This window comes from Nostoc sp. UIC 10607, from assembly GCF_047228265.1.
Lineage (GTDB): Bacteria > Cyanobacteriota > Cyanobacteriia > Cyanobacteriales > Nostocaceae > Nostoc > Nostoc foliaceum_A.
The window spans coordinates 58,918-71,468 of record NZ_JBIQNW010000005.1 but is presented as its reverse complement, the minus strand read 5'-3'; the positions used below and the strand labels follow the sequence as shown (position 1 = coordinate 71,468).

The 12,551-nt window shown below is 43.1% G+C and carries 6 protein-coding genes; 5 read left to right on the top strand and 1 reads right to left on the bottom strand.

Annotated features, from left to right (window positions below):
- Positions 1-17: 17 nt before the first annotated feature.
- Positions 18-5,258, top strand: coding sequence for an FG-GAP-like repeat-containing protein (locus ACEYW6_RS06520; protein ID WP_412979079.1), 5,241 nt, complete (start codon positions 18-20; stop codon positions 5,256-5,258).
- A gap of 517 nt (positions 5,259-5,775) precedes the next feature.
- On the opposite strand, the gene priA is transcribed toward ACEYW6_RS06520, so the two are convergent.
- Positions 5,776-8,295 (bottom strand): primosomal protein N', encoded by a 2,520-nt coding sequence (priA, locus tag ACEYW6_RS06515; protein ID WP_412979078.1) that lies wholly within the window; start codon positions 8,293-8,295, stop codon positions 5,776-5,778.
- A gap of 808 nt (positions 8,296-9,103) precedes the next feature.
- Here priA and ACEYW6_RS06510 point away from each other — a divergent pair.
- The 4 genes from ACEYW6_RS06510 (at position 9,104) to ACEYW6_RS06495 (ending at position 12,363) form a co-directional block, all read left to right on the top strand.
- Positions 9,104-10,276 carry an RpoD/SigA family RNA polymerase sigma factor gene (locus ACEYW6_RS06510; RefSeq protein WP_412979077.1) on the top strand — a complete coding sequence of 391 codons (1,173 nt, stop codon included), beginning with the start codon at positions 9,104-9,106 and terminating at the stop codon, positions 10,274-10,276.
- A gap of 367 nt (positions 10,277-10,643) precedes the next feature.
- Complete coding sequence (locus ACEYW6_RS06505; RefSeq protein ID WP_412979076.1) at positions 10,644-11,138, top strand: N-acetyltransferase family protein; 495 nt, start codon at positions 10,644-10,646, stop codon at positions 11,136-11,138.
- A gap of 312 nt (positions 11,139-11,450) precedes the next feature.
- Positions 11,451-11,786, top strand: coding sequence for a cytochrome c6 PetJ (petJ, locus tag ACEYW6_RS06500; protein WP_196512008.1), 336 nt, complete (start codon positions 11,451-11,453; stop codon positions 11,784-11,786).
- Positions 11,787-12,072: 286 nt separating this feature from the next.
- Positions 12,073-12,363: a tetratricopeptide repeat protein gene (locus ACEYW6_RS06495; protein WP_412979075.1), complete on the top strand. Its 291-nt coding sequence runs from the start codon at positions 12,073-12,075 to the stop codon at positions 12,361-12,363.
- Positions 12,364-12,551 lie beyond the last annotated feature (188 nt).

Here is a 12,551-nt window from a genome sequence, read left to right as displayed (position 1 = left end):
TTACTGAGGAATTACAAATGCCAAATCAAAATATTGTTTTTATCGACAGAGCAGTTACAGACTACGAAAGTTTAATTGCTGGCATTCAACCAGGTACTAGTGTAGTAATCCTTGACTCCACCAGAGATGGAGTAGAACAAATCACTCAAGCTTTGCAGGGTGGCGAATACCAATCAGTTCAAATTATCTCCCACGGCAGTAGCGGAAGTTTGCAACTAGGAGAAACTCAACTCAATGCCAACAATTTGAACTCCTACACCAATCAATTGCAACAGTGGAGAAAATATTTAACTAACGATGCCGACATTCTGCTTTATGGTTGCAACGTGGGATCAGGAGATCTAACTTTTGTGCAACAGTTGAGCCAAATCACAGGTGCAGATGTGGCTGCTTCTGATGACATCACTGGTAGTGCCGAGTTGGGAGGTGACTGGGATTTAGAAGTGAAGGTTGGAGAAATTGAGTCAGATTTAGCCTTGGCACCAGAGGTCACGAAGGCTTACAGCTCAATTTTGCCCTTATCATTCGGAACTGCCAGCAACTTTGGCGTGGGAAGCTATCCCCGTTCCGTGACAGTGGGTGACTTCAACAAGGACGGCAACTCTGACTTAGCAGTGGCGAATGCAGCCTCCAGCAGTGTTTCAGTGCTGTTGGGCAATGGCACTGGTGGCTTTGGGGCTGCCAATAGCTTTGGCGTGGGAAATAATCCCAATTCAGTGACAGTGGGCGACTTCAACAAAGACGGTAACCCCGACTTAGCAGTGACTAATGAAGGCTCCGACAACGTTTCAGTACTGTTGGGCAATGGCACTGGTGGCTTTGGAACTGCCACCAACTTTGGCGTGGGAAGCAATCCCATTTCCGTGACAGTGGGGGACTTCAACAAAGACGGCAACTCTGACTTAGCGGTGGCTAACTTTAACTCGGGCTACGTTTCAGTACTGTTGGGCAATGGCAGCGGTGGCTTTGGGGCTGCCACCAACTTTGGCGTGGGAAGCAGTTCCTTTTCCGTGACAGTGGGGGACTTCAACAAAGACGGCAACTCTGACTTAGCGGTGGCGAATGCAGGCTCCAATAACATTTCAGTGCTGTTGGGCAATGGCAGTGGTAGCTTTGGGGCTGCCACCAACTTTGTCGTGGGAAGCCTTCCATTTTCCGTGATGGTGGGGGACTTCAATAAAGACGGCAACTCTGACTTAGCGGTGGCGAATGGAGGCTCCAGCAGCGTTTCAGTGCTGTTGGGCAATGGCAGTGGTGGCTTTGGCACTCCCAGCAACTTTAGCGTCGGAAGCGATCCCAGTTCCGTGACAGTGGGGGACTTCAACAAAGACGGTAACTCTGACTTAGCAGTGACTAATCGAGGATCGAGCAGCGTTTCAGTGTTGTTGGGCAATGGCAGTGGTGGCTTTGGGGCTGCCAGCAACTTTGGTGTGGGAAGCAATCCTTTCTCGGTGACAGTGGGGGACTTCAACAAAGACGGCAACTCTGACTTAGCTGTGGCTAACTTTGACTCCAATAACGTTTCAGTGCTACTCAATACTACTCTTCCGCCCAACACAGCTCCAACACTGAACAACACTGGTAGTCCCAGACTGGCTGCCATTGCTCAAGACGTAACCGATACCAATAACTCCGGCACTTTAATTTCCGTCATCCTTGCTAGAGGTGCAGGTGGAGACCCCATTACCGATCCTGACACAGGTGCAGTAGAAGGAATTGCCGTCATTGGTGTAGATAATACTAACGGTACTTGGCAATACTCCATAAATGATGGCGGCAACTGGATTAATTTCGTTGTATCCGATATTTCTGCTACATTGCTCAGAGATACAGGAAAAATTCGTTTTGTCCCCAACCCTGGCTACAAAGGCACAGCGGAATTCACTTTTCGCGCTTGGGATACCTCAGACGGCAACATTAGTGGCACTACTAACGTAGTTCCCGGCGTTGGTGGAGGTACAACAGCTTACAGTAGTGTTACGGAAACTGCTAGCGTCTCAATTATACCTAACACCTTTGATGTGGGATTAAGACCCTATTCCATTGTTGTCGGCGACTTTGACAAAGACGGTAATACAGATTTGGTAACGGCAAACAAGTCCTCTCAAAGCGTTTCGGTACTTTTGGGAAAGGGTGATAACACTTTTAAACCTGCTAGTACTTTTAGTACGGTCGGGTTCAATGGCTTAAGTCCTTCTTCTGTCGCTGTAGCCGACTTCAACAAAGATGGAAAGTTGGATTTGGTAACGGCAAATAGTATCTCAAATAACATTTCAGTGCTGCTTGGCAAGGGTGATGGCAGCTTTCAAACTGCTGTGAATTTTGCTTTGGAGTCAGCCTCAGCACCCATATCTATTGCAGTGGGCGACTTCAACAAGGATGGAAAATCTGACATAGTAACGGTAAACAACGCTTCCCAAAATATTTCAGTGCTGTTGGGAAATGGTACTGGCGGTTTTGCAACTCCCACAAACTTTAGAGTTCCTAGCCGTCCCACTTCCGTCATAGTGGGCGACTTCGACGGGAATGGAATATCCGATCTAGCGGTGACGAGTTCTTACTTCAATAACGTCTCAGTACTATTGGGAAAGGGTGATGGCACTTTTAACTCAGCTATCTCATTTGATGTCGGAACAAATCCTCATTCTGTTGTTGTAGGCGACTTCAACAACGATGGAAAATCTGACTTGGCAGTGGCGAATTATGACTCTAATAATGTCTCAATACTGTTGGGTAATGGCACTGGCGGCTTTGGAATTGCTACTAACTTTGATGTGAGGTTAAATCCTGTATCTGTTACAGTGATTGACTTCGATAATGACGGTAACTCTGATCTAGCAGTGGCAAATGCAGGCTCAGACACGGTTTCAGTACTGCTGGGAGATGGCAATGGTGGGTTTGGAATTGCCACGAACTTTGTCGTGGGGACAAAACCCCATTCTCTCACCGTAGGCGATTTCAACAAGGATGGGAAATCTGACTTGGCAGTGGCAAACAGCGAATCTAAAAACGTTTCGCTGGTATCTGCTGAGGATGAAACTTATGAACCTGTTCCCCCTCAACCGATACTTATCAACGAAATTCTGTTTGATCCTCTCAGTACAGATACCTCGAAAGAATATATCGAACTGCGTGGTACTCCGGGTGCGACTCTAGCACCTGGAACTTATTTAGTTGGAATTGAGGGTGATTCCGCTACTAACCCTGGCAATGTTCAAGATATTTTTGATTTGTCTGGTAAGCAGTTTGGTAGCAATGGGTTGCTGGTTCTTCTGCAAAAAGGCAATACTTATGCATTTAACCCCAATGCAAATGTAGTAACTAATACTGGAACTGGAGCCGGATGGGGAAGCGGGGCCTCAAGTTCACTCGGTCACATTGGTCAGGCGAATGCAACTGACACCGAAAATGGGTCTGTTAATTTCTTTTTGATTCAAACTACTATTGCACCTAACCTTAGCAATGATATTGATTCGGATAACAATGGTATTGCTGATGGTGCTACTTACTCAAATTGGACTGTGCTGGATTCAGTTTCGGTTTTAGATGGGGGAACTACAGACAAAGCTTATGGCTCGATTATATTTAGAAAAGGTTCTGGCGGTTCAGTTCCAACGAATGCCACAGTTGTTGACACCTCATTTATTGCCGGATATGTAGGGCGTTCAGGGAATACCACAGGTTCAACAGCTTCAGATTGGGTGGCAAGTTTGATCGCTGGCACATCTCCAAATTTTTCATTAGGTAATGCTACTAACACTTCACCTGGAAACTTTGCTAGTCAACCGCTAAATCACATAGGGGATACTAACTTTGCTCTTCCTGCTAATATCAATTACGCCATTTCAACTGCTACCCCAACTGTAACTGAAGGTAATAGTGGTAGCCAAACTGTCACTTTCACTGTGACTCGCAGTGGTAATACTGCTGTTGCCAGTACCGTAAATTATGCCTTGGATGGCACAGCAACTTTTAGCAGTGATTACAACACTATTAAGGTTGCAGGTGTAACAGGTGCCGTATCTGGAGTTTTAATTTTTGCTGCTGGAGAAACGACAAAGACTATTACATTAAACGTTCTGGGTGAAAAGGTCACTGAACTTGATGAAACCATTAATCTGACGCTGAGTCACCCGAACCACCCAGATCCTATTACCAATCCAGCTACAGTTACCATAGTTAACGATGACAACCCACCCACTATTTCCATCGTAAATGATAGCGGCACCGAAAATAGCGGCAATCTTGTTTTTACCGTCAAACTCTCTAATGCCAGCATTTACCCGATTACAGTTGATTACAACACTAGTGATGATACTGCGATCGCTGGCGTTGATTACACCCCAGTCACAGGAACCATCACTTTTAACCCTGGAATTATTTCTCAAACAATCGCGGTGCCAATTCTCGACGACTTTGTTGCCGAATCCAGTGAGCGCTTTTTTCTCAATCTCACAAACCCCACCAACGCCACCATTGCTGATAACCAAGGTATTGGTACTATTTCTGACGACGACACAGCGGGTATTACTATCTCTCCTACCACTGCACTTGTAACTACCGAAGCTGGTGGCATCGCTAACTTCAGTCTTCAACTTGATACCCAACCCACTGCCAATGTCACGTTAAGTTTAAGCAGTTCCAAGGTTAGTGAAGGTACTGTTTCAGTTTCTAGCGTCACCTTTACCGCAGCTAACTGGAATACGCCTCAAATCATTACGGTTACAGGTGTTGATGATGGTGTTGTAGATGATAATACTGTTTACCAAATCATTACTGCCAAAGCAGTTAGTAGTGATACCAAATATAATAATCTCAACCCTGATGATATTGATGTCGTTAATATTAAAAGTGGCAACCAAGTTAATAGCATTATCACAGGTTCAGCCTCGGCTAATAATTTGCAGGGAACTAGCTCAGACGATCTGATTTTTGGCTTTGCTGCTAATGACACAATTGTCGGTGGAGGAGGAAACGATCGCATTTATGGCGGTTTTGGTACTGATAATCTCACAGGGGGTGCAGGTAACGATATCTTTGTGCTTGCCAAAGGTGAAGGTAGAGATGTTGTCAAAGACTTCAATATCAGTGAAGATTTGATTGCTTTGTCAGGTGGTTTAAGCTACTCAGCTTTGTCTATTACTCAAAGCGGCAATGATACCTTAATTAAGGTGATTTCTGGTAACCAAAGTATTGGTTTGTTAACTGGAATTATGCCATCAGATTTAAACGCTAATCATTTCATTACTTTGAGTTGATTTATAAACAGGAGTCAGGAGTCAGAATTCAGGAGTCAGAAGTCAGAATACTCTACCTATAAAGCGAAAGTTCGGAGCGCCAGAAAACGGCGCTCTCTTAGAGGTTGTTTGAAAAGTATTTAGCTGTGATTTTAGGCACTTGTTGATCCCCCCTAACCCCCCTTAAAAAGGGGGGAACTGGAATCAAAGTCCCCCTTTATAAGGGGGATTTAGGGGGATCTAAAACGTTTTAGTACTAAGAAAAGGACTTTTCAAACATCTTTTTAGCATTTTTTGAACTAATGCCTACATTTTTATATTTTTTCTAGCCAGAAGGATTTTTTGTAAAATCAATAATAAGCAAATCTATTCCATTCATGATGATTGGAATTTTTTGTTCAGAAACACTTAATTCATGAAAATATTTTTGACTGTATTCTGTGTTTCCAAGAAAGTGGTTAATCGCTCTAATTAGTGGCGATCGCACTTCATAGATTGCCTCAGCTTTAGAAATTGCTCCCGCAGGAATCTCTTTATTTTACATAATATTTAATGGGTCTACATCTATTGTCAAACTAACAGATTGGGGACAAAGCGATCGCACTTGTTCCCAATCTGGCAATTGTGGCAATGCATCGGGGGCAAATTTAATCAATATTTGCCAGCGATAACGATTAGCTACTCGTAAAATACTCGCTGGTGCTGGGCCTAATATCTCAAATTCTTCTTCTGTACTCAAGGCGGTGGCAATTATTTGCGCGGTATTTTGCACTTGAATGGGATCGAGACTACTTAAGCGCAACAAAATTAACCGCCCATATGGGGGATAATTGAGGGCTTGGCGTTGTTCTAATTCAGCTTGGGAGAAAGAGTGATAATCGTGCGATCGCACTGCTGCAATTACCTGATGCTCTGTAGTATAAGTCTGCACAATCACTCTCCCCGGATCATCGCCTCTACCAGCACGTCCAGCGACTTGAGTCAAGGTTTGAAATGCCCGTTCACTGGCGCGATAATCTGATAAATTTAGCAATCCATCGGCGGCGACAACGCCCACAAGTGTCACCTGCGGTAAATCCAAACCTTTGGTAAGCATTTGCGTACCTACTAATAAATCTGCTTCGCCGTTGGCAAATTGGGTAAGTAGAGTCCGGTGTGAGCCTTTGTTGCGGGTGGTATCGCTATCAAAACGAATCAAGCGCAACTCTGGGAATTGTCGCGCTAGTTCCTGCGTTACTCGTTGAGTACCGCTACCGAAAAATTTCAGATAAGGGGAACTGCAATCGGGGCAGAATTTGGGATGCGATCGCGCATAGTTACAATAATGGCAGCGCAATAATTCCGGCGCTTTTTCTTCGGTGTGGTGATACGCTAATGAGACATCACAGTGTGGACATTCCAACACATATCCACAACTGCGGCAAGATACAAAAGTACTGTGTCCCCGGCGATGGATAAATAAAATTCCCTGTTGTTTTCTCTCTTGCAACTGTTGCAAAGCTTCTTGCAGCGATCTACTAAATATAGAACGATTTCCCTGCTGCAACTCTTGCCGCATATCCACTATCTCCACCGGCGGTAAAGGGCGGGAGTTGATCCGTTCGGGCAAACTTAAGTAATAACTCCTGCCCCCTGCCCCCTGCCCCCTCACACTTACCCAACTCTCCAAGGAAGGGGTAGCGGAACCTAGCAATAAGGGGCAATTTTCTAATTCGGCTCGCCACTGGGCGACGGTACGGGCGTGGTAGGTGGGTATGGGTGAGTCTTGCTTAAAGCTGCTGTCGTGTTCTTCATCTAAAATAATTAAACCCAAGTTGGGCAAAGGGGCGAAAACAGCACTGCGCGTACCAATGACAACTTGGGGTTCTCCTGCGAGCATTTGTCGCCAAGTGTCGTAACGTTCACCATCGGAGAGGGCGCTGTGATAGACGCTGACTTTATTACCAAAACGGGCGCGAAAACGATCGGTTAGCTGGGGTGTAAGTCCAATTTCTGGGACTAAAACAAGGGCGGATTTGCCTTGGTTGAGGAGAGGTGCGATCGCTTGCAAATATACTTCTGTTTTTCCCGAACCTGTCACTCCATGCAACAAAACTTCAGCAAAGCCATCTAGTGTCTGGATTGTCGCTAAGGCGCTAGCTTGGGCAACAGTTAAGGATTTAGCCCCATCGCCTGCTAATGCTGGCCCCTGTTCGGTTCGCAATACTTCCCGTTCTTCGATGACGATGTAACCTTTTTGTGCCAACGTTTTGAGAATAGAGGAACTAGCATTGCAAATTTGCAGTAATTCATTTTGCCACAACTCTCCATTATGCCGCCGCAGCACTTCTAAAATTTCTCGTTGGCGAGTAGTTAAGTCGTGGTCGATTGTACCTGTGAGCGTGACTGCTTTTTGCAGCTTTGGTCGAGTTAGTCGTGGTGGTTCTAAGTAGCTTTCTACTAAACCGAATCGCAACAACTCCCGAATTCCCCGATAAGCAGATTTGACTTTTTGCTGGAGGTAGACAAAACTATAGTCCCCCGCCGGCTGTGCTTGCAAAAGTTCCCAAACTTGTCGCGCAGTTGGAGTCAGAAAAGCGGCAGGATTGGGAGATGCAAGTAAATAATTATTTCCCTCTGCCCTCCTGCCTTTAATGATGCGGATACGACGCTGCGATCGCCCCAGCAACCCTGGTGGCAGAGCAACCCGGATTACTTGAATTAGAGGCGTATAGTAATATGCAGCGACTCGATTGAGTAATTCCCAATAAGCACTTGGGAAAAATCCAACGCTCACTATATCTTCTACTTCCCGGATTTTTTCTGGTGCTAAATCGACATTTGGTTGTGCCAGTAACCGAATGGCGATCGCTCCTAATTGTTGTGCCCCAAATGGCACGCTTAAAATATCCCCTGGTTTTATTTCTAACTGGGCTGGCAATCGATAAGTAAATAGTCCTGTACTTCCTGGACAGTCTACCAGTACTTCAACCCACCTATTAAGAGTTGCACCTGACTGGTACGATGCACTAGCTTGGGCCACTAATAAAGGAGATAAATTTACGTCATTAATATACATACTTGCTGACTTTATAGTTAGATATTTCCCTCAGATAGCTTGTCAAAAATAACCTAGCTAACTAAAGTCTAATTTTTTATTTTCTTAGACTTAAATGGTGATTCTCAATACTGTTATCCTTCATAATACTTGATAAGTTTCCTCTTATGTAATCTACTAGACAAATTCGTATCAACTATACATGCAATAAATATTTGGTACCCACTATACAAATAAAAGCATGTCGGACCTTTCTGCAACAGTTGCTCTATCTACTAAATAGGGAGTAGCCTTTTTCCGCCTATCGATAGATATTCAAGCCTTTCTGCATATGAGATGCTTTTATACAAATAAGAACATCTCGAAATTAAGCTGCCATTATTGTAATTTGTCTCATGTGGGTAAGTTGAAATCGGGAATGCATAACCCCAACACTAGGTTTTAAATTTATCCAGTGACTTCCAAGGTCTAAACATTAAAAATATTTAGAAAAATATATGAAAGTTTAAGAAAATTGGATGGTTAGCTGAGATTTATATGTTTGTTAAGGTTGAGAAAGTTTGAGGGGGTTTGACATATTTGGAAATTAAGAAAAAAATGAAGAATATAATCTGTTGGGAGCCTCAGAAGAAAGTTTTGTTGGGTGCGAAGGCCAGTTTCGTTAAAGGTTGTATCTAACTGTAACCCATAGGTGGTAGGTAGATTAGGTAGATGCCGATTTTTATTTCTAAAGAAAAATTAGCATCAGCCTGTATTTCGCTATATAAACGGGTGCATTCGTCCCTTAGGGAAAACTACCAAGCCTCAAACGAGTAGCTGTAACTAATTTATGTACCAAACAAAACAACAATCCCTAAAGGAAACTATGAATATTGTTGAATTGGGAAAAATGGAAATACTGGAGAATACTGCTGATATTGAAGAACCATCACTCGATATTTTAGAAGCAGTGGCTGATGAAGAGACTCCAATTGTAGTAGAAAATCTGGAATCAGATGAACGCGACGGGGATGATATGGCTGCGGCCCGTCCTTCGGGATACAACAAAACCGAGCATGATGATGCTGTCGGCGCGTTTTTTAAAGAGATGGCGCGTTATCCGCTTCTAAAAGCTGATGAAGAGGTAGAGTTAGCGCGGCGAGTTAGGTTTCTAGAGGAAGTTAGGGAATTACAAGCAGCTTTACAATTAAAACTGGGACAAGAACCCAGCAAGGTAGAAGTGGCTTCCGAGCTAGAAATGACGGAAAAGCAATTAGAAAGTCGCTTGTATCAAGGTAGAGTAGCGAAACGCAAAATGATTCGCTCGAACTTGAGATTGGTAGTTTCTATTGCTAAACGATACCTGAACCGAGGAGTGCCTTTCCTGGATTTAATTCAGGAAGGAGCAATGGGTTTAAATCGCGCTACAGAAAAGTTTGATCCAGATAAAGGATATAAGTTTTCTACTTACGCCTATTGGTGGATTAGACAAGCGATTACCAGGGCTATAGCTAACGATGCGCGGACAATCCGGCTACCTATTCATATTGTTGAAAAGCTTAACAAGCTGAAAAAAGCACAACGGGAACTCAAGCAAAAACTTTGCCGCAATCCTACTGAAGGTGAAATGGCAGAAACTTTAGAAATTAGTGTGCAACAACTACGCCAGCTACAACAACTACGGCGTCAAGCACTTTCTCTTAACCACCGCGTCGGTAAAGAAGAAGACACGGAATTGATGGATTTGCTAGAAGATGAAGATAACTTGTCTCCAGAAGCAAAAATGAATGAAAACATGATGCGTCAGGAGATATGGGAAGTCTTGGGTGACGTGTTAACTCCAAGGGAGAAAGATGTGATTTCTCTGCGCTATGGTTTGACAACCAGCGAACCTTGTACCTTAGAAGAAGTTGGCAACATGTTCAATCTTTCTCGTGAGCGAGTGCGACAAATTCAAAGCAAAGCCATGCGGAAATTGCGCCGTCCCCACATAGCCAAACGTTTAAAAGGTTGGTTGATTTAATTACATTTACGAAGATAGATATGCAATACCTGACCTAATTAGCTACATTAACGAAAATGGTTCAAATAAAGTGCAAAACTTTAAATCTTGTAGGGTGTGTTACGGGCATTTGTCATAACGCACCTAAAATTCGGGATGGTGCCGTACTCTTGGCGATAATACACCCTACAAAACTTGCTCTTTATTAAATCCAGATTGCTAACGAATGAAGGCGAGCTTGTATCTGCATCTTTCTTGAGCTTCACCTATCGCAAATTGCAAAAACCGGGCGTTTTGTACCTTTTTTCGGCTTTTCTTTAGTCATTAGTCAAAAAAACTTGCACAGTTGCCTATAGACTATGGACTAGGAACTATAGACTATATACTAATGACTTCGCGTAGCAATTTGATTGTGCGTTTTGCTGAACCAACTGATTACAGCGTACTGTTTAAATTAATTCAGGGGCTGGCTGAATATGAAAAATTATCTCACGCTGTGACCGGCAATGCTCTCGAACTTAAGGAGCATTTATTTGGTTCCCGGAGATATATAGAAGCGATTTTAGCAGAATCTGCGGGTCAAGCTGTTGGTTTTGCCCTATTTTTTCATAATTATTCAACATTTCTGACTAAGCCAGGAATTTATCTGGAAGACTTATTTGTGTTACCAGAATATCGCAGGCAAGGTATTGGAAAGGCTCTCCTTAGTAAAGTAGCTCAGATAGCTGTAGAACGTGATTGTGGGCGGTTAGAGTGGAGTGTGTTGGATTGGAACGAATCAGCCCAAAAATTCTACCGGAGTATGGGAGCATCTATATTAGATGATTGGCGCATTTGTCGTGTTACAGAAGATGCGCTTACTCGCTTAGGGGCTCTTAACTAAATAACAAAGGATGAATATAAAGGATGAAGCAGGACAATTTTCATCTTGAATATTTCATCCTTAAACGCCCATTATTTATTGGATATAAAATATTAAATTTTGTATAAATTTACATTTTAATTGTAGATGTAAGCAGTTTATTGCCAGATATCGTTCTGTGCTAACAATCCTAAATCTAAAACCCCGAATATTCAAAATCCAAAAACTTGAGAGCGAAGTTTGACAGCTTGTCATTTGACTATGGCAGCAGCTCAACTGACAATTATGGAGGATATTGCAGCGAATAAGCCGTTATTGCAGAGAGAACACGAAATGAAAAAAATTATTACAGTGATGCTGTTAGGCATAGCAATCTTCACCTTTGCCTTCAGTAGTCCAGCTTTGGCAGGAGATGCTGTTAGTGGAGCTAAAGTATTTAGTGCTAATTGTGCCTCTTGTCACGCGGGGGGTAAAAATCTGGTTCAAGCTCCGAAGAACCTCAAGAAGGACGCTTTAGAAAAGTATGGTATGTACTCAGAAGAGGCGATTATCGCCCAAGTTACAAAAGGTAAAAATGCTATGCCTGCTTTTGGCAGTCGTTTAAAATCTAACCAGATTGAAGATGTAACTGCTTATGTGCTTTCACAAGCAGATAAGGACTGGAAGTAGACTAAAATATAACTTCAATAATTAACAATTAGCGGGACTTTTTCTCCCGCTAATTTTAAGGTTGCCGAAATTGTCAAATAGAATGCTTATACCAATTTTGGATTTAGAGTCTTGACAAAAAGACTGTTCCAAAAACATCAAACAATACTACTTATCCTAATTTGGTACTATGAGTAATTTCTGGCGATTATTTCTCAGTTTAATTGTTGCTTTACCTCTGACTTTGTGGACTTTATCTGCATATTCCTCACCTATTTGAATTACCAAAATTACAGCGAATGACTTCTTGGAATTGGGTGTAGTTAAGATGCGGCGGGGTAATTACCAGGAAGCAATAGAGAATTTCAATCAGGCGATTGAACTTGAAAAAGATTTTGCAGAAGCTTATAGCGATCGCTATAAGCTTCTGCAATTACAAGATTACCATCAAGGTGTTACAGATTGTACTCAAGCTATAAATTTTGCACCTGATAACTTTGAGGCTTATCTGAACCGGGGAGTGGCACTACAGACAAGGGGGTTATCAGACTACCATTGTCTGTCGATCATAATCGAGTGTATGCGTAGCCCGTCGTAGACATCGCACTCAAACCCTATGATTTACGAGTTTACCACAACCGAGGGCTAGCCCGTGCTGGGGAAGGGAAAGACTCTGAGGCAATTCTTGACTTTAATTTAGCCCTAACTCAGATACCTCGAATCAGCAGCTCACTGCTTGCAGATATCTATAATGACCGAGGTTTAGCGCATTTTGTATTGCAAAAT

Coding starts and splice junctions, on each gene's coding strand:
- ACEYW6_RS06520 (WP_412979079.1), top strand. CDS start 18: ATGCCAAATCAAAATATTGTTTTTATCGACAGAGCAGTTACAGACTAC.
- priA (WP_412979078.1), bottom strand. CDS start 8,295: ATGTATATTAATGACGTAAATTTATCTCCTTTATTAGTGGCCCAAGCT.
- ACEYW6_RS06510 (WP_412979077.1), top strand. CDS start 9,104: ATGTACCAAACAAAACAACAATCCCTAAAGGAAACTATGAATATTGTT.
- ACEYW6_RS06505 (WP_412979076.1), top strand. CDS start 10,644: ATGACTTCGCGTAGCAATTTGATTGTGCGTTTTGCTGAACCAACTGAT.
- petJ (WP_196512008.1), top strand. CDS start 11,451: ATGAAAAAAATTATTACAGTGATGCTGTTAGGCATAGCAATCTTCACC.